The organism is Bradyrhizobium sp. SZCCHNR1098, from assembly GCF_032489375.1.
Classification (GTDB): domain Bacteria; phylum Pseudomonadota; class Alphaproteobacteria; order Rhizobiales; family Xanthobacteraceae; genus Bradyrhizobium.
The window spans coordinates 75,104-93,340 of record NZ_JAUEXY010000012.1; the positions used below are offsets into that span (position 1 = coordinate 75,104).

18 protein-coding genes and 1 other RNA gene are annotated in these 18,237 nt (G+C 66.3%); 9 read left to right on the forward strand and 10 right to left on the reverse strand.

The genetic code is table 11. The features are described 5' to 3' along the window. Positions 1-9: 9 nt before the first annotated feature. The 4 genes from QX135_RS24045 to QX135_RS24060 all read right to left on the reverse strand — a co-directional run bounded on the left by QX135_RS24045 (position 10) and on the right by QX135_RS24060 (position 2,451). The gene (locus QX135_RS24045; protein ID WP_315773684.1) at positions 10-339 is read right to left on the reverse strand and encodes a hypothetical protein; all 330 of its coding nucleotides are present in this window, start codon (positions 337-339) and stop codon (positions 10-12) included. Between the two features lie 113 nt (positions 340-452). After that, on the reverse strand, positions 453-953 hold the full coding sequence (locus QX135_RS24050; protein WP_315773624.1) for an Lrp/AsnC family transcriptional regulator: 501 nt from the start codon (positions 951-953) through the stop codon (positions 453-455). A gap of 130 nt (positions 954-1,083) precedes the next feature. Next, positions 1,084-2,028, reverse strand: a complete 945-nt coding sequence (gene nudC, locus QX135_RS24055) for an NAD(+) diphosphatase (protein WP_316177465.1) — start codon at positions 2,026-2,028, stop codon at positions 1,084-1,086. A gap of 3 nt (positions 2,029-2,031) precedes the next feature. Continuing rightward, positions 2,032-2,451: an HIT family protein gene (locus QX135_RS24060; RefSeq protein WP_315734951.1), complete on the reverse strand. Its 420-nt coding sequence runs from the start codon at positions 2,449-2,451 to the stop codon at positions 2,032-2,034. A 145-nt stretch (positions 2,452-2,596) separates the two neighbouring features. On the opposite strand from QX135_RS24060, the gene ffs reads away from it, so the two are divergent. The 5 genes from ffs (at position 2,597) to QX135_RS24085 (ending at position 6,158) form a co-directional block, all read left to right on the forward strand. Beyond that, positions 2,597-2,693, forward strand: an RNA gene (gene ffs / locus QX135_RS24065) — signal recognition particle sRNA small type. Between the two features lie 131 nt (positions 2,694-2,824). Then, complete coding sequence (locus tag QX135_RS24070) at positions 2,825-4,663, forward strand: DNA polymerase III subunit gamma/tau (RefSeq protein ID WP_315783914.1); 1,839 nt, start codon at positions 2,825-2,827, stop codon at positions 4,661-4,663. A 103-nt stretch (positions 4,664-4,766) separates the two neighbouring features. Next, positions 4,767-5,087, forward strand: a complete 321-nt coding sequence (locus QX135_RS24075; RefSeq protein ID WP_315715348.1) for a YbaB/EbfC family nucleoid-associated protein — start codon at positions 4,767-4,769, stop codon at positions 5,085-5,087. Between the two features lie 25 nt (positions 5,088-5,112). Then, positions 5,113-5,712, forward strand: coding sequence for a recombination mediator RecR (gene recR, locus QX135_RS24080; RefSeq protein ID WP_008964175.1), 600 nt, complete (start codon positions 5,113-5,115; stop codon positions 5,710-5,712). 20 nt (positions 5,713-5,732) lie between these two features. Further along, positions 5,733-6,158, forward strand: coding sequence for a hypothetical protein (locus QX135_RS24085; protein WP_316177463.1), 426 nt, complete (start codon positions 5,733-5,735; stop codon positions 6,156-6,158). 204 nt (positions 6,159-6,362) lie between these two features. Here QX135_RS24085 and QX135_RS24090 read toward each other — a convergent pair whose 3' ends face one another. Both QX135_RS24090 and QX135_RS24095 read right to left on the reverse strand, forming a co-directional pair. Beyond that, positions 6,363-7,748: an AmpG family muropeptide MFS transporter gene (locus QX135_RS24090; protein ID WP_316177461.1), complete on the reverse strand. Its 1,386-nt coding sequence runs from the start codon at positions 7,746-7,748 to the stop codon at positions 6,363-6,365. 43 nt (positions 7,749-7,791) lie between these two features. Continuing rightward, positions 7,792-9,024, reverse strand: a complete 1,233-nt coding sequence (locus QX135_RS24095; protein ID WP_316177459.1) for a DNA recombination protein RmuC — start codon at positions 9,022-9,024, stop codon at positions 7,792-7,794. Positions 9,025-9,193: 169 nt separating this feature from the next. Here QX135_RS24095 and def point away from each other — a divergent pair, with 169 nt between their 5' ends. The 4 genes from def (at position 9,194) to QX135_RS24115 (ending at position 13,865) form a co-directional block, all read left to right on the forward strand. After that, positions 9,194-9,721, forward strand: a complete 528-nt coding sequence (def, locus tag QX135_RS24100) for a peptide deformylase (RefSeq protein ID WP_316163411.1) — start codon at positions 9,194-9,196, stop codon at positions 9,719-9,721. Between the two features lie 141 nt (positions 9,722-9,862). Further along, positions 9,863-10,798 carry a methionyl-tRNA formyltransferase gene (fmt, locus tag QX135_RS24105; RefSeq protein WP_315734937.1) on the forward strand — a complete coding sequence of 312 codons (936 nt, stop codon included), beginning with the start codon at positions 9,863-9,865 and terminating at the stop codon, positions 10,796-10,798. Between the two features lie 117 nt (positions 10,799-10,915). Continuing rightward, a complete protein-coding gene (gene truA, locus QX135_RS24110; RefSeq protein WP_316177456.1) occupies positions 10,916-11,653 on the forward strand; it encodes a tRNA pseudouridine(38-40) synthase TruA in 738 nt (245 codons plus the stop codon). Positions 11,654-11,807: 154 nt separating this feature from the next. Further along, positions 11,808-13,865: a HAMP domain-containing methyl-accepting chemotaxis protein gene (locus QX135_RS24115; protein ID WP_316177454.1), complete on the forward strand. Its 2,058-nt coding sequence runs from the start codon at positions 11,808-11,810 to the stop codon at positions 13,863-13,865. Between the two features lie 6 nt (positions 13,866-13,871). Here QX135_RS24115 and dapE read toward each other — a convergent pair whose 3' ends face one another. From dapE to QX135_RS24135, 4 genes are all read right to left on the reverse strand, one after another. After that, complete coding sequence (dapE, locus tag QX135_RS24120) at positions 13,872-15,026, reverse strand: succinyl-diaminopimelate desuccinylase (protein ID WP_316177452.1); 1,155 nt, start codon at positions 15,024-15,026, stop codon at positions 13,872-13,874. Between the two features lie 59 nt (positions 15,027-15,085). After that, positions 15,086-15,931 (reverse strand): 2,3,4,5-tetrahydropyridine-2,6-dicarboxylate N-succinyltransferase, encoded by an 846-nt coding sequence (gene dapD / locus QX135_RS24125; protein WP_315775602.1) that lies wholly within the window; start codon positions 15,929-15,931, stop codon positions 15,086-15,088. A 255-nt stretch (positions 15,932-16,186) separates the two neighbouring features. Then, a complete protein-coding gene (locus tag QX135_RS24130) occupies positions 16,187-16,879 on the reverse strand; it encodes a pyrimidine 5'-nucleotidase (protein WP_316177450.1) in 693 nt (230 codons plus the stop codon). 220 nt (positions 16,880-17,099) lie between these two features. After that, positions 17,100-18,110 carry a DUF1036 domain-containing protein gene (locus QX135_RS24135; RefSeq protein ID WP_316177448.1) on the reverse strand — a complete coding sequence of 337 codons (1,011 nt, stop codon included), beginning with the start codon at positions 18,108-18,110 and terminating at the stop codon, positions 17,100-17,102. Positions 18,111-18,237 lie beyond the last annotated feature (127 nt).

Here is an 18,237-nt window from a genome sequence, read left to right on the forward strand (position 1 = left end):
CCAAAGAGATCATTTTGCAAAGCAGGCGGACACCGCCTGCGGATCGATGATGAGCCAGGCTCCAGCCTCGCGCAGCCGCGCCAAGCCGTCGTGTTCGCCGGGACGGACGACCAGCAGCGATGAAACGGTTGTCGTGCGCACGAGAGCGGCGTCAGCCGAGGCCGCAGCGAGCATCGCCTGTTGCGCGCTCCACCAAGGTGGGAAAGCGACGGCCACGATTTCGCTCCCCATGCGCACTTGGAGTGACAGCGCAGCAACCGCGACAAAGCTCGCGATCAGGAGTGCCGTGGCATTGAGCCAGGCGCGCGAAGACTGAGGTATGGTTGCACCGGACGTCATCGCATCCAAGAATAGAGGGATGGGAATAACTTCAGGTAAACGTTCGTTAGGGATGACGACCGAGGTTCGGGCGCGCTTGCGCTGCAACGTCGAAGCTGCCCGGAATGCTCGGCTCAGACCGGCGGCACCGGCAGCGCCGTGACCGACTTGATCTTCTCCATGGCGAAGCGCGAGGTGACGTTCTTGAGGGGCACCGCGCTGATCAGCTTCTTGTAGAAGACATCGTAGCTCTGCATGTCCGCAACGACGACGCGCAGCATGTAGTCGACGTCGCCGGCCATCCGGTAGAACTCCATCACCTCCGGCATCGAGCTGACCGCCTCGGCGAATTTGCGCAGCCAGGCCTCGGAATGGTCGGCGCTCTCCACCGACACGAACACGGAGATGCCGAGCCCGATCTTGTTCTGATCGACCAGGGCCACCCGGCGCAGGATCACGCCATCGGCCTCCAGCCGCTGGATGCGCTTCCAGCACGGTGTCGACGACAGTCCGACCCGGTCGCCGATCTCGGCGACGGACAGCGAAGCGTCCTCCTGCAGGACCATCAGAATCTTGCGGTCGATGGCATCGAGCCGGCGATTGGCCTCGGAGCTTTGGGCGGCGACATCGGTCATGGAGAAACTTGTTCCATATGAAGGCTATAAAACCCTCATATAGAGAAAATCGTTCCAAAGCAAGGATCGGCCGTTCAGCCCTTTGCGGCCGGGTCTGGCCGCTTCCGCGGAGGGGTAGGCTGGTTTCCTGCTACCGCTCGTCGTTCTCCTTCAGCCAGCGGCCGACCAGATGATGAGCAATGGCGAACGGATGCGGTCCCGCCAAGCCATCTGGATGCTGCCGCACCAGCATCTGCCGGGCCTCGTCGCGGCTGAACCAGCGCACGTCCTCGAGCTCGTTACGGTCGATGACGATGTCTTCGTTGAGCGCCCGGGCGCTGCAGCCGATCATCAGCGACGACGGGTAGGGCCAGGGCTGGGTCATGTAATAAGTCACGTCGGTGCAGCGAATGCCGGATTCTTCGAACACCTCGCGCCGGACGGCGTCCTCGATCGTCTCGGCCGCCTCGACGAAGCCGGCGAGGCAGGAATACATGCCGGCCGGAAACTGCTTCTGCCGCCCGAGCAGGCACTTGTCGCCGGAAGCGACCAGCGAGATCACGACCGGATCGGTGCGCGGGAAATGCTCGGTCTTGCAGCTCGAGCATTCGCGCTTCCAGCCGCCCTCGCGCATCGCGGTCTTGGCGCCGCAATTGGCGCAGAAGCCGTGACGCTGATGCCAGGACACCAGGGATTTCGCCATCGCGATCGTCGCCAGCTGGTCGACCGGGGTCGCACCCTGCATCGCCATCCCGCGCAGCTCGGCGACCGACACATCGTCGCGCCCGGCGAGCTTTTCGACGGCGGCCGGCGAGATGCCCATGCCGAACACGGCCGCGCCGTCCTGCAGCCCGAGGAAGATCGTTCCCGGATTGGCACCGAACTTCAGCGCCTCGTCGATCGACAGCAGCGCGCGCAGCTGGTCGCCGTCGCGCTTCAGCACCAGCGAATCGCGGTGCACGACATAGGCGCGCGTCGAGGGATTGCTCTCGAAGGCGATCAGCTTGTCATCATGGAAGCGCAGATGGGCGGCGCGATCGATTGGATGGCTGACGAAGGCCGGCTTGCCGAGCGGAAACAAGTCGAATGGCGACATCTCTTACCCTAACCAGATCTTGCGCCTGACAGCGCTGATGAACTGCTGCACCTCCTGCGCATCGTGCGGCACAGGCGGCGCGGCGCCCCACACCGGTCGCGGCCAGGCCACGTCACTTGTGCGTCGCGCGATGATGTGGACGTGCAACTGCGGCACCATGTTGCCGAGCGCGGCGACGTTGAGCTTGTCGCATTTGGTGATCTCCTTGAGCGCGCGCGACACCCGCGTGATCTCGGTCATCAGCTGCGCCTGCGCGACCTCGTCGAGATCGATGATCTCGACCGCGCCCTCGCGGCGCGGCACCACCAGCAGCCAAGGATAGTTCGCGTCCTTGATCACCAGCACGCGGGACAGCGGCAGGTCGCCAATGTCGATCGTATCCTTCGCAAGTTGCGGATGCAGCGACCAGGCTGATTCGGGCATGCGGCGGTTCCTGGCGGACGGTCTGGCGGGGAATTCGACGGCACCTAAAGCCTTTCCGAGCTGCGGCACAAGCCCGCGGGGCGGTGGGCCGCCCCGGCGAAGCTCGCGCTTGCTTTCCGGACCGTTTGGCCCCAAATAGGCAGCGGGAGATTGGCGGTGGACGAGCCACTCGCCAACCGGGTCAGGTCCGGAAGGAAGCAGCCCTAACGAGGTCCGGATCGGGTCGCTCGTCAGTCTCCTACCTGTTTTCTCGAGCGAATCGCGCAAAGATGGCGGGGACCCCGCGCAGGGCGGGCGCTCGACCGCGCTCCGGCTGATTGCGTCGACGATCGCGATCGATGCCGGCCTGGAATACTCACTTGCGGATCGCTCGATGACCGACGCTGGCGCCCCACCTGTTCCGCCTGACAGCGCCGACGCTCCCGCCAAGCCCTACCGGGTGCTGGCGCGCAAATACCGCCCCGCCAGCTTCGCAGATCTGATCGGCCAGGAGGCCGTGGTGCGCACGGTCTCGAACGCGTTCGAGACCGGCCGGATTCCGCAGGCCTGGATTCTGACCGGCGTCCGCGGCGTCGGCAAGACGACCACCGCCCGCATTCTCGCCCGCGCATTGAATTACGAGCTGCCGGACGGCTCGGTGAAGGGGCCGACCATCCACATGCCGGTGCTCGGCACCCATTGCCAGGCGATCATGGAAAGCCGGCACATGGACATCCTCGAGATGGACGCGGCGTCCCATACCGGCGTCGACGACGTCCGCCAGATCAATGACAGCGTCCGCTATGCGCCGGCCAGCGCGCGCTACAAGGTCTACATCATCGACGAAGTCCACATGCTGTCGACGGCGGCGTTCAACGCCTTCCTGAAGACGCTGGAGGAGCCGCCGGAGCACGCCAAGTTCGTGTTCGCCACCACCGAGATCCGCAAGGTGCCGGTCACGGTGCTGTCGCGCTGTCAGCGCTTCGATCTGCGCCGGGTCGAGGCCGAGGTGCTGATGAAGCATCTCCAGGGCATCGCGACCAAGGAAGGCGTGACGATCGAACCCGAGGCGCTCGGCATCATCGCGCGCGCCGCCGAAGGCTCGGTGCGCGATTCGTTGTCGCTGCTCGATCAGGCGATCGCGCACAGCGCCGGCGAAGTCCGCGCCGATGACGTCCGTCAGATGCTGGGCCTCGCCGACCGCACCCGCGTGATCGACCTGTTCCACCATCTCGCCAGCGGCGACATCGCCGCCGCCTTCAAGGAATTCCGCGAGCAATATGACGTCGGCGCCGACCCCGTGGTCGTGCTGTCGGATCTGGCCGAGTTCGTGAACTTCGTCACCCGGGTGAAGGTCGTGCCGGCGACGGCCGACAACGTCGCCTTCAGCGAGACCGAGCGGCTGCGCGCGCGCGACTTCGCCACCAAGCTGTCGATGCGGGTGCTGTCGCGGATGTGGCAGATGCTGCTGAAGGGCATTGCGGAGACGCAAGGCGCGACGCGCCCGGCTGCAGCGGCGGAAATGGTGCTGGTGCGCATCGCCTACGCGGCCGATCTGCCGACGCCCGACGAAGCCATTCGTATGATCGAGCAGAGCGGTGGTGGCTCGCCGATCGTCACGAACGGCGGCGGGGCGCGCCCTGCGCCGGCATCCGGCATGAGCGCGGGGGCGCCGCCTGTGATGACGTCGGCGCCGATGCAGGCGCCGCGCGCGCAAGGCCCGACGCTCGCCGCGGTCGGCGGTTCGATGCGCCCGCAGGCGATGTCATCGCAGCCGTCGCCGGCATCACAGGACCAGCCCGCACTGCGCATAGGGAGCTTTCAGGAACTCGTCGCGCTGGCCGGCAAGAATCGTGACCTGATCACCAAGAGCGCGCTCGAGATGGACGTGCGGCTGGTCCGCTTCGAGGAGGGACGGCTGGAGATCGCGCTGGAACGGACGGCGCAGCGCTCGCTTGTCTCGGACCTCGGGCGCAAGCTGGAGGACTGGACCGGCCGGCGCTGGACGGTGATCGTTTCCAACGAGCCAGGCCAGGCGACCTTGCGCGAGCAGAATCTGCGCGCCAAGAGCGAGCGCGAGGCGGCGGCGGAGGCCGATCCGCGCGTGCAGGAGATCCTGGCGCGGTTCCCGGGCACCAAGGTGGTCGAAGTGCGCCGGCTCGCCCCCGAGCCGCCCGAATCGGACGCCAGTGCTGTCGAGCCGCCTGACGAGTCCGACGATGATGATTTCTAGAGCATGATCCGGAAAAGTGGAAACCGGTTTTCCTCGCGACAAACGCCAAAGGCGTTTGCGCGGAGATCATGCTCAACAAGATGGCTAATGATGAGGTGCTCCGATGGCTGACTTTCTCGGCATGATGAAACAGGCGGCGCAGCTGCAGACGAAGATGCAGGAGATGCAGGAGGAACTCGGCAACGTCGAGGTCGAGGGCATCTCGGGCGGCGGTCTGGTTGCCGTGCGCATGACCGCCAAGATGGACGTGAAGAGCATCAAGATCGATCCGTCGCTGCTCAAGCCGGAGGAGGCCGAGATCCTGGAGGACCTGCTGGTCACCGCGCATGGCGATGCGCGCCGCAAGGCTGAAGCCGCGATGCAGGAGAAGATGCAGGCCATCACCGGCAAGCTCGGCCTGCCGCCGGGCTTCGGTTTCGGTTAGTTGACCTGATGACATTCGTGAACTGATGGCCGTCGCCGGTCCCGAGATCGAACGCCTGATCCAATTGCTTGCGCGCCTGCCCGGCCTCGGGCCGCGCTCGGCGCGGCGCGCCGCACTGCATCTGATCAAGAAGCGCGAGGCGCTGATGGTGCCGCTTGCCTCGGCGCTGCAGGTCGCGATCGATCGCATCCAGGTCTGCAAGACCTGCGGCAACATCGATACGCAAAGCCCGTGCACTGTGTGCACCGATCCGCGTCGCGATCCCGCGATGATCGTCGTCGTCGCCGACGTCGCCGACCTCTGGGCGCTGGAGCGCGCCAAGGCCTCCAACGGCCGCTATCACGTGCTCGGCGGCACGCTGTCGCCGCTCGATGGCGTCGGCCCGCAGGATCTCACCATCGATGCACTGGTGCAGCGCGCGCATGCGCCCGAGGTGTCCGAGATCATCCTCGCTTTGAATGCGACGGTCGACGGCCAGACCACCGCGCACTACATCACCGACCTCCTGCAGGAGGCGAACGTCAAGGTCACGCGGCTGGCACATGGTGTGCCGGTCGGCGGCGAGCTCGACTATCTCGACGAAGGCACGCTCTCGGCCGCGATGCGGCAGCGGACCTTGTTCTAAGCACAGACGGAAGTGGAATGATGACGAAACGCGGATTCGGCAAACGGCTGGCTTTGGGCGCGATTCTGGCGGCGCTCTCGGCGCCGTCAGTGCTGGCGCAGCAAAGCGAGGCGGCGCAGAAGGCGGGGCGTCCGCTCAATGCCGGCGACGTGCTGTCGGGCGAGCTGACCGCACTGAAGCTCAAAGGCGGCAAGCCGGGCCAGCCGTCCGCCGCCTATCAGATCACGAGCGAGCCGCGCCGCCTGCCGCCGCCGAGCGGGCTGTGCAATCTGGAGACCGGCCCGGAGACGTTCCAGCTCGTCACCGCGAACACGGCGCAGGCGTCGCAGCTCAAGGGTCTGCTCGGCAAGCAGATCGCGGTCAAGGTCGACGAGATCGCCTGCGCCCAGGATGCGGGGCAGATGAGCGAGGCGGTCGTGACCAAGTGGAGCTTGGTGAAGCGGTGAGACCTGATTGGGCCGTCCACGCGAGCGCGGCGTCCTGACTTTCCGCTGTCAGCGCCCGGCTCGACCGGGCGATCCAGTACCCCGCGGCTGCTCGCTCGATGGCTGACGTCTCCGCAATACTGGGTCACCCGTCGGAGCCTGTCATCGGGCTCGTCGAAGACGACACCCGGTGGCGGGCGACGACGGTTGAATGTGAGGCGGCAGCTACACCTTCACTGGCCCCAACTGGTCGAAATGTCCGCGCCGCTGCAGCCAGGCGAGCAGCACGAGGCTCGGGATCGCGACCAGCACGCAGATCACGAAGAACAGCGGCCAGCCGGTCGCCTTCGCCACGTAGCCGGCGCCTGACGACAAATAGGTGCGCCCGACCGCGGCGAGCGCGGTCAGCAGTGCATATTGGGTGGCGGTGTGCAGCGGGTTCTGACACAGCGCGGAGAGATAGGCGACGAAGATCACGGTGCCGACCGCGCTGGTGAAGTTTTCCGCCGAGATCGCCAGCGCCAGTGCCCATTGATTGACTCCGACGATCGCAAGCCAGGAGAACGAGAGGTTCGCCAGCGCCTGCACCATGCCGCCGATCCAGAGACTCGTCGCGAGCGAATAGCGTCGCGCGACGAAGCCGCCGGCAAAGCCGCCGGCGAGCGTCGCGGCGAGGCCCACGCCTTTCACAATCGCGGCGTAGTCGACCTTGCTGAAGCCGAGATCGATCACGAACGGCGCGGTCATCGTGCCGGAGAAGGCGTCGGTGAACTTGAACAGCACGACGAAGGCGAGCGCCGTGAGCGCATCACGTCGGCCGAGGAACTCGACGAAGGCTCCGGCAGCCGCATGCATCACGCGGGTGAGCGCGGTGTCCGCACCCATCGCGGCCTCCGCCTGCTGCGACTGAGCCGGCTCGGTCGCCGCGAGGGCCGTGATCGTGCCGATCAGCACCAGTCCGGCCATCGCAACATAGCCCCACATCCAGGACGACGGACGCGTCAGCCCCGAGTTCTCGAACGCACTGACCACCACCAGTGCGCCGGCGGTCGAGACCAGCATGCCGATGCGATAGGCGGCGACATACGCCGCCATGCCCGCGGCCTGCTCGCTCTCCGGCAGGCTCTCGACGCGGAAGGCATCGACCACGATGTCCTGGGTCGCCGACATCGCGGCGACCAGCAGCGCGGCCAGCGCCACCATGAACGGCGCATGTGCCGGATCGGTGAGCGCCAGCAGCAGGATGGCGCCGATCAAGAGCAGCTGTGCGAACACCAGCCAGCCGCGCCGCCGTCCAAACGCGCGCGTGAGCAGCGGCACGTGCAGCGCGTCCACCAGCGGCGCCCAGAGGAATTTCAGCGTGTAAGGCGTTCCGACGAGGGCGAACAGCCCGATCGTGCCGAGATCGACGCCGAGCTCACGCATCCAGATCTGAAGCGTCGAGCCGGACAACGCCAGCGGCAGTCCCGACGAGAAGCCGAGGAACAGCACCACGAGCACGCGCGGCTGCAAGTAGACGGCCATGCTCTCGCGCCAGGTGGGGGCGGGTTTGGCAGCGCCGGGCTTTGGAGCGGCAGCAGGGATCTCGGAAGCGGCGTCAGGTGCGGTCATGGGCGGGTGGTAGCAGATTTGAACGGCCTTCGCGACGCCACCATCACTCCCCCACCTGCACGCGTCCCGCCAGCGGAAACAGATCCGGCGTCGTGCCGGTAACCGGCGCGATGCGTGGTGAGTCCACCGGCGAATCCTGCTTGCTGAAATCGAGCTCCTCGATGCGGGCGGCGCGCTTCTCGATCTTGTCGGCGGAAATGAGGATCTGGCGGATGTCCTCGCCGACATCGCCGAAATGCTTCTGCAGTTTGAGCACGCGCTCGCGCAGGCGGCCGAGATCGTCGCCGAGATGGATCACCTCGTTGCGGATCTGGTCGGCGGCGTCGCGGATGCGCGCATCCTTCATGATCTGCTGCATGACCTGGATCGCGAGCATCAGCAGCGATGGCGACACCAGCACGACGCGCGCGCGATAGGCTCGCTGGATCACGTCATCGAAGCCGTCATGGATCTCGGCATAGACCGATTCCGACGGCACGAACATCAGCGCCGTGTCCTGCGTCTCGCCGACCACGAGGTACTTCTCGGCAATGTCATTGACGTGGCGGAGCACGTCGGTGCGCAGCCGCTGCGCCGCGGCGCGCTTCTCCTCCTCGGTCACGGCGTCGTGCAGTGCGGTCACGGCTTCCAGCGGAAACTTGGCGTCGATGCACAGCGGTCGCGAATCGGGCAGGAACACGACGCAGTCGGGCCGCTTGCCGCTGGCGAGCGTGTGCTGAAACGCGTAGCTGCCCTTCGGAAGCCCGTCCTGGACGATCGCCTCCATGCGCGCCTGGCCGAAGGCGCCGCGCGACTGTTTGTTGGCGAGGACGTCGCGCAAGGTCGTCACTTGCGTCGTCAGCTCGCTGAGATCACGGTGGGCGTTGTCGATGATGCCGAGGCGCTCGTGCAGCACGCGCAGACTATCCATTGTGTGGCGCGTACTCTGCTCCATCGACTGTCCGACGCGGTGGGTGACCGCATCGAGCCGTTCGTTCACGCTGCGGGCCAGGTCCACCTGACGGCCGGCGAGCAACTGGGCCATCGCGTCGACCCGGCCGGAGGCCTCGCTCTGGACGCGGATCATCTCGCCGAACCGTTGTTCGATCTCGTCAGCCCGCATCGCCTGCTGGGCGGCGAGCTCCGCGCCGCGCCGTCCGGAGCGGGCCACGGCGGCCGCGATGATCACGAGCAGCAGCAGCACCAGTACGCCGAATCCGATCAGCGCATCGCTCGCCCTGATGGGCAGGTCGCCGATGATGACGACGACAGGATTGAGGGATTGGCTGACGGTCATCACCCCCGTCTATCCGATTCGCGCAAGCTCGCGAACGAAGAGAGAACAATTATGGTTAAGGGCACGTTAAGAATCATGGTTAACGAAACGTTGAAATTCATGGTTAGTTAAGTCTTAACCGCGAGCCATCACATTGACCGCGCCGGTTCCGCGGCTTAAATCGCGCGCCATGTCCCTAAGAGAAATCATCATCCTGCCGGACCGGCAGTTGCGGCTGGTGTCCAAGCCGGTCGAGAAGGTCACGCTGGAGATCCGGCAGCTGGTCGACGACATGTTCCAGACCATGTACGACGCGCCGGGCATCGGGCTCGCAGCGATCCAGGTCGCGCAGCCGCTGCGCGTCATCACCATGGATCTGGCCAAGCCCGATGCCAACGGGGAGGGCAAGCGCGAGCCGCGCGTCTTCATCAATCCCGAGATCATCGCCAAGTCGGACGAGCTGTCGGTCTACGAGGAAGGCTGCCTGTCGATCCCAGAATATTACGAGGAGGTCGAGCGGCCGGCACGCGTTCGCGTGCGCTTCACCGATCTCGACGGGGTGGTCCGCGAGGAGGATGCCGAGGGGCTCTACGCCACCTGCATCCAGCATGAGATCGATCATCTCAACGGCGTGCTGTTCATCGACTATCTGTCGAAGCTGAAGCGCGACCGCGTGATGAAGAAGTTCACCAAGGCCGCCAAGCGCGCCAGCGAGTAACGATCAACTCTCTCCTCCGTCATGCCCGGGCTTGACCCGGGCATCCACGTCTCGCCGCGCGTTACAGGCAGCTCGACGTGGATGGCCGGGACAAGCCCGGCCATGACGCGGAGGATTCGGCAATGCAGGATCTTCCACCAGATGCCGCTTCGCCTGATCTTCATGGGCACGCCGGATTTCGCCGTGCCGACCCTGCTCGAACTCGCCGGCCACGGCCACGAGATCGCGGCGGTCTATACGCGCGCGCCGAAACCCGGCGGCCGCCGCGGCCTCGCGCTGCAGCCGACGCCGGTCGAGACCGAGGCGCGCCGGCTCGGCATTGCCGTGTTCACGCCGAAGACGCTGAAGACCGAGGAGGCCTTGGCCGAGTTTCAGGCTCATCAGGCCGATGCGGCCGTGGTCGTCGCCTACGGCATGATCCTTCCTCAAGCCATTCTCGATGCGCCCAAGCTCGGCTGCTACAATCTCCACGCTTCCCTGCTGCCGCGCTGGCGCGGTGCCGCGCCTATCAACCGCGCGATCATGGCGGGTGATGCCGAGTCCGGCGTCATGGTGATGAAGATGGATGTCGGGCTCGACACCGGCGATGTCGCGATGGCCGAGCGCCTTGCGATCACCGACGCGATGACGGCGTCCGATCTGCACGACCGCCTGTCGCGGATCGGCGCCGATCTCATGGTGCGCGCGATGGCGGCGCTGGAGCGCGGCGGGCTGACGCTGACGAAGCAGGCAGAGGAAGGCGTCACCTACGCCGCCAAGATCGAGAAGGCCGAGGCGCGGATCGACTGGACGAAGCCGGCCCACGCGGTGCTGCGGCACATCCACGGCCTGTCGCCATTTCCTGGCGCCTGGAGTGAGTTCACGCTTGATGGCGAAGCGGTCCGCTTGAAGATCCTGCGCTGCGCGCTTGCCGACGGCGGGGGCGAGCCGGGCGCCGTTCTTGACGAGCAGCTCACCATCGCCTGCGCCGACGGCGCCATCCGCGTCACCGAGCTACAGCGCGCCGGCAAGGGTCCCATGAAGGCCGCGGATTTCCTGCGCGGCACCCGTATCGCGCCGGGCCTGCGTTTCGGCTGACCACCTCATCTCGTCATGCGCGGGCTTGACCCGCGCATCCATCTCAAGAACAAGCTTCGTCCAGGGATGGATTGCCGGGTCGAGCCCGGCAATGACGGCAAAACTCGATCGGGTCAGATGCCCCGCTACAAGCTCACCATCGAATATGACGGCGCGCCGTACTGCGGCTGGCAACTGCAGGCGACCTTGCCGTCGGTGCAGGGCGCGCTCGAAGCGGCGGTGCAGGCGACCTGTGGCGTGCCGACCCGGGTGCATGGCTCGGGGCGCACCGATGCCGGCGTCCACGCCACCGGTCAGGTCGCGCATTGCGACGTTGAGAAAGAATTCCGGCCCGACAAATTGCGCGACGCGCTCAACGCGCATCTGCGGCCCAACCCGATCGCGGTGCTCGACGCCGAGATCGTTCCCGACACCTTCGAAGCACGCTTCTCCGCCCGCAGGCGGCACTATCGCTATCGCATCGTCAACCGCCGCTCCAATCTCGCGCTCGAGGTCGGCCGCGTCTGGCGCGTGCCGCAGCGGCTCGACTCGGACGCGATGCACGCGGCGGCCCAGCGGCTGATCGGCAAGCATGATTTCACGACTTTCCGCGACACGGAATGTCAGGCAAAATCGCCGGAGAAGACGCTCGATCGGCTCGACGTCGTCAGGGACGGCGATGCGGTCACCATTCTCACCTCCGCACGCTCCTATCTGCACAGCCAGGTGCGCTCGATGGTTGGCTCGCTGGTGTGGGTCGGGCAGGGCCGCTGGAGCGCCGATGATCTCGCTGCCGCGCTCGCCGCGCGCAATCGCGCCGCCTGTGGCGTCGTCGCGCCGCCGGAAGGCCTCTATCTCGTGAAAGTCGACTATTGAGATTGTTCTGCAGTGGAACCCGCGAATCGCTATTAGCTGCCAATGATTGTCCTAATGAGTAGTCGTTTCGGGAGTAAGGGACAGGATTCATTAACTCCAAATTGAAGCCCTCGCTGCTATCCGGACCTCAGGCTGCTGTCCAGCGAGGTCGATCGTGCGCATTCGTCAAGTCTTCCTGCTCTCTTTGCTGCTCGGGGCCGTCATCGGCCTGCTCGCAACCATGTTGTTCGCCTGGCAGCAGCTGACCTCGCTGCAGGCCGCGGGGACGGCAGGCCGTGATACGCAGCTGCTGGCCGCCATGTTGCGGCTGCCGGAAAAGCTGAACCTCGAGCGCGCCATGGTCAATCCGCGGCTGGCATCGCCGAATCCGGCGACGGCCGATGAGCTGGCCTCGCTGCAGAAGATACTTCAAGGCTCCGATGATGCGTTCGCCAAGGCGCGAAACCTGGCGCAACTGAGCGAAGATACGGCCGCGCTGGAGTCGATCCAGCAGAAACTGCGTGTCATGCGAGGATCCGCGCTCGACGCCGTCGCTCTGGCAAAGGCGGCCCGGCCCGAGGCCATCGTCCGCGATTACGTGCCGCAGATGTTCACGATCCAGGAAACGACCGGCAGTCATGTCGACGTGATCGTGCGCCGGATCAATGCGGCCAATCCCGCGGTAGGCCAGGCCGCGCGTCTTGCCGTGATCGGCTGGGATTTGCGCGACTGGGCCGGTCGCGCCACGACGACGTTCGTTCGCATGATCGCGACCAAGCAGCCGATGGCGGGTGAACCGGCCGAGGCGCTTGCGACGTTCAAGGGACGCATCGAGCGCATCTGGACGACGGCCAAGCTCGCTGCCGCCGAGATCAACCAGAAGCCGATCTTCGCGGCCCTGACCGAGGTCGAGAATGGCTATTGGGCCCGCGGTGGCGAGTTCTATTCGTCGCAGGTGGCGCCGAACCGGGGCAAGGTGCTCGAGCTCGATCCCGACCAGTTCCTGCGGTCCGTATTCCCGATCCTCGATACGATCCTGCCGCTGCGCGATGCAGCCCTCGCCGAGGCGCTGAGCCAGAGCGAGGTCGCGATCGCCGAGTCGCAGACCCGTTTTGGCCTGGCGCTGGTCCTGTTGCTGGTCAACGTCGCGGCCGCCGCACTGGGGACGGTCTGGTTCAATGCCCGCGTGATCAAGCCGCTGTCGAATCTGACCGAAATGATCCGTCGGATCGCCGGTGGCGAGCGCAGCGTCGAGATCGGATATGGCGATCGGACCGACGAAATCGGCACGCTCGCCAACGCCATCGGCGTTCTGCAGGAGAAGTCGGCGGAGGCCGACCGGCTGTCGCTGCAGGGCGCCGATGCCGAGGCCCGGCGCGACGCCCGCCGGCAGAAGATCGAGGCGCTCACGCGCCGCTTCGGCGAGATCATCGACACGCTGTGCGGCCGGCTGAGCGATGCCGCGAGCGGCCTGAAGCAATCGGCCGAGACGCTCGACGGCTCGGCCAGCACCACCGCGTCCCGTGCCACCGCGGTGGCCGATGCGGCGGCGCAGGCGACCTCCGGCGTCAACACGGTGGCGGCTGCCTCCGAAGAGCTGGACGCGTCGATGAAGGAGATCACCCGGCAGATCGCGGAAGCCGCGTCGGAATCCTCCAACGCGACCAGCCAGGCGCTCGACACCACCGACAAGGTGCGTACGCTCGCCGGCAGCGCCACCCGCATCGGCGACGTCGTGCAACTGATCCGCGCCATCGCCTCGCAGACCAATCTGCTCGCGCTCAACGCCACGATCGAATCCGCGCGTGCGGGCGAGGCGGGCAAGGGGTTTGCCGTGGTCGCGTCAGAGGTGAAGAGCCTTGCTTCGCAGACCAGCAAGGCTACGGAAGAGATCGAAAGCCAGATCGCCACGATCCAGAACGAGACCGGCAGCACGGTGGCCGCGATCGAGAAGATCGCCGCCGTCGTCAACACCATCAGCGGCGTCACCGGTGCGGTGGCGAGCGCGGTGGCCGAGCAGAGCGCCACGACCCGGGAGATCGCCCGCAGTGTGCAGCAGACCGCGAGCGGCACCAACGACGTCTCGTCGTCGATCGCGCTGGTCAGCGCGGCCGCCGCGGACACCCGCGGATCGGCGCGCTCGCTGCTCGACTCCGCGGCGAGCCTTGCCGGCCAGGCCACCGACCTGCGTCGCGAGGTCGATCAGTTCCTGGCGGAGGTGAAGGCCGCCTGATCAGGATCAGGCGAAATATCTTTCGAGAATGCCGCGATAGATCTTCGTCAAGGTCGCGATGTCGGCGACCGAGGCGCGCTCGTCGATCTGGTGCATGGTCTGGCCGACCAGGCCGAACTCGATTACCGGGCAGTAGCTCGATATGAAGCGCGCGTCCGAGGTGCCGCCGGTGGTGGAGAGCTCCGGCTTGCGCCCCGTCACGCTCTCGATCGCGGCGACGGCGAGCTCGGTGAACGGTCCGGGCTTGGTCAGGAACACGTTGGAGTTCGACGGCAGCCAGTCGATGTGGGCGCGGATGCGGTTGCCACAGGCTTTGGCGAGCCGCTCTTCCACCAGCGCGCGCAGCGTCTCCTGCGTATGGCAGTCATTGTAGCGGATGTTGAATTTCGCCCGCGCCAGGCCCGGGATGACGTTGGTTGCGGTGTTGCCGACATCGACGGTGGTGAATTCGAGATTCGACGGCTGGAACTGCGCGCTGCCATGATCGAGCGGCTCGTCCGACAGTGCGACGATCAGGCGCGAGATGTCCGGCACCGGGTTGGAGGCACGGTGCGGATAGGCGACGTGGCCCTGCTTGCCCTCGACGATCAGGGTGCCGGACTGCGAGCCGCGGCGGCCGATCTTGATGCAGTCGCCCATGACCTCTTGATTGGACGGTTCGCCGAGCACGCAATGGTCGAACCGCTCGCCGCGCTCGGCCGCCCACTGCAACAGCTTGATGGTGCCGTTGACCGAGACGTCCTCTTCGTCGCCAGTGATCAGGAACGAGATCGAGCCTTTTGGCTGTCCGCCGTGATCGCGTAGATAGTCGAGCACGGCCGCAATGCTGCAGGCGATGCCGCCCTTCATGTCGACGGCGCCGCGGCCATAGATGTAGCCGTCCTTCACCTCGCCGGAGAACGCGCCAAGGCTCCACGCCGCTTCATCGCCGGGCGGCACCACGTCGGTGTGGCCGGCGAAGGTGATGTGCGGCCCCTCGGTGCCGATGCGGGCGTAGAGGTTGTCGATATCGGCGGCGCCTGCTTCCGAGAAGGTCACGCGATGGGTCGTGAAGCCGGCCTGTTTCAGCAGGGCCTCGAGCACGTCGAGTGCCCCGGCATCGGCGGGGGTCACTGAGGGACAGCGGATCAGGTCGCGGGTGATGGCGAGGGCATCGGTCATGCCCTCGCTTAACATGGGCGTTCGGGCGGCGGCTAGTGCGGCCGCCCGAGCGCGGACGATCAGTCGCGCAAGAGCTCGTTGATCGAGGTCTTGGAGCGGGTGCGCTCGTCGACCCGCTTGACGATGACGGCGCAGGCGGTGGACGGGCCGATCTGGCCGTTCTTCATCGGCTTGCCCGGCAGTGCGCCCGGCACAACGACGGCGTATTCCGGCACCTCGCCGACGAACACCTCGCCGGTCTCGCGGTCGACGATCTTGGTCGACGCGCCCAGGAACACGCCCATCGACAGCACCGCACCCTTGCGCACGACCACGCCCTCGGCAACCTCCGATCGCGCGCCGATGAAGCAGTCATCCTCGATGATCACAGGACCGGCCTGCAGCGGCTCCAGCACGCCGCCGATGCCGACGCCGCCGGAGATGTGCACGCGCTTGCCGATCTGGGCGCAGGAGCCGACCGTCGACCAGGTGTCGACCATGGTGGCTTCGTCGACATAGGCGCCGAGATTGACGAAGGACGGCATCAGCACGACGTTCTTGGCGATGTAGGCCGAGCGGCGCACGATCGCGCCGGGCACGGCGCGGAAGCCGGCATCGCGAAAACGGTTCTCGCCCCAGCCTTCGAACTTCGACGGCACCTTGTCCCACCACGACGCCTGGCCGGGGCCGCCTGGGATCACGCTCATGTCGTTGAGGCGGAACGACAGCAGCACGGCCTTCTTCAGCCACTGGTTGACGCTCCACTTGCCGTCAGTGCCGCGCTCGGCGACCCGCGCCTCGCCCTTGTCGAGCAGCTCCAGCGCGCTCTCCACGGCGTCGCGGACCTCGCCCTTGGTCGTGGTCGAGACGCCGTCACGGGCATCGAAGGCGCTGTTGATGGTGGATTCCAGGGCGGACAGTGACATCGGTCGATCCTCGCTTGGTCCCTGGGCAGAAAGCCGGGGACGGCCGTGTACGAGCATGGTGGGCAGGGCGGCTTTTTCGGGATTTGGACCCGGAGAGTCAAGGACGCATCGGTGGCGGGGGCCGTCCGCGCGGGAGGCGCGGCTTATCGTGCTCCGTCATTCCAGGATGGTCCGAAGGACCAGACCCGGAATCTCGAGATTCCGGGTTCGATGCATCGCATCGCCCCGGAATGACAGCTCAATGCGTGGCGGGTTTCACCCCGCCAGCCGCTGCAAGAATCCGGTCAGATCGTCCGTGACATGATCGACATGCGGGTCGTCGCGACCCGCCAGCTCCCAGTCCTCGCGCACCACCTCCTTGGTGCCGTCCGGCACCACGAGCACCGTGGTCATGCCGAGGTCGTGCGGCACCACGAGGTTGCGGGAAAGGTCCTCGAACATCGCCGCCCGTGTCGGATCGACGGCATGCAGCTTGAGGAATTTGTCGTAGGTCTCGCGCGCCGGCTTCGGCGTCAGCTCGGCCGCGATGATGTCGAACACGCCATGGAAATGCCCGGCAATGTCGAGCCGCGCCAGCACGGCATCGACATGGTCGACCGAGCCGTTGGTCAGGATCAGCTTGCGTCCGGGCAGCTTCTCGATCGCCGCGCCCATCGCCGGATTCGGCTCCAGCGGCGAGTGGTCGATCTTGTGCACGTAGGCGAGGAAGTCGTCGGCGTGCACGCCGTGCTCGGTCATCATCCCGCGCATCGTCGTGCCGTAGCGGCGGTAGTAGTCCTTCTGGATGCGCCGCGCCTCCTGGGCGTCGACCTCGAGCCAGTTGGAGACGAACTCGCCGATGCGAGCATCGACCTGCTGCCACAGATTGACGTGATGCGGATACAGCGTGTTGTCGAGATCGAACACCCAGGTATCGACGTGGTCGAAGCTGCGGAGGGATTTTGTCATGTGTGCCTGGGTCCATCACGCCTGGGATCATCATGCCCGCCTGTGGCGGCATACTCCGCTGTCGTCCCGGCGAACGCCGGGACCCATACCGCGGAAGCTATCTTGCGGCATGATGGCTGATGCCGATGGCCCAAACCTCGGCCGGTGGTTTTGGATCCCGGCGTTCGCCGGGATGACAGCTGTGGGTGTGGTGGCAACGTGGGCAACATCGATATGCCTATCAAGGCAGTGCAAAGCGCAGCGTCTTGCCACCGCGGTTGATGTCGACGGCGGTGAAGCCGGTGGCGGTGAAGCCGCGGCTCGGACAGTCGCCCTGCTCGGATGTCTCGAACTTGTTCTCGCGGGTGCAGAGCTGCACCAGCCCGCCCCAGTTCAGCGGCTTGTTCTTCACTTTGATGGTGCGGTTCTCATCGTCGACCGCTTCGGCGAAGCTGTAGACTTTCTTCGGCTGTCCGGTGATGTCCGGATGCAGGCATTTGCCGGCATCGATCCGGTACCAGCCGCGGCTGACCACGGTGCGGCCGTCGTCCGTCGCCACCGCCGCCATCACCTTGTGCGGCGTGTCGTTGCACCAGGTCAGCCCGGTCGGCGCCGGCGTCTGCACCGCCTCCACCATGGTCGCGAAGAAATTCGGCTGCGACACAACGTCGGATGACAGCCCGCGGCTCTTCAGGAACGCGGCGAGCGCGGCCTGGGTCTTCGGCCCGTCAACACCGTCGATCGGCGAGGCGTCATAGCCGGCGATGCCGAGCAGCCGCTGGATGCCGGCGAGCCGCGCCTGCTCGTCGTCATATTCGGCGCTCTCGGCGAGGTAGGCGATCAAGGTGCCGTCGTCGGCCTTGGTCGGCGTCACCTGCGTGAACGGCGCCGGCGTCTGCCCGGTGCGGCACTGCCGGGCGGCTGCGATGACGAAATTGTCGGTCGCGACGCACAGCTGGTCATTGCCGTTCGCGGCGATCGGCGAGGCGCCGTACAGGCTGAGCGCGCGCGCATGCAGCAGGATGCGATCGGCGGTCATCGTCCCCTGCAGCACCACGCGACAGGTGGCCGGATCGAGCCGGAACCAGCCGCGCGTCGCGGTCGCCGCCTTCTCGTCGATGCCGATCGCGGCCTCGACGACGTAGCTCATCCGGTTGCAGAGCTTGAGGTCGGCGCGAGCGGGGGTGGCCGCGACGAGAACGGTAAGGATGATCGTAGACAGGGCGAGGAAGAGGCGAGTCGTGAGGGGCATTGCAGGCCCGCATATCCCCACATCGTCATCCCCGGGCTTGACCCGCCTGCGCGGCCGAAGCCGCTTCGGCGCGGCGGAGGCCCGGGCATCCACGTCTCTCTCTCCGACTTCGCCGAACGACGTGGAT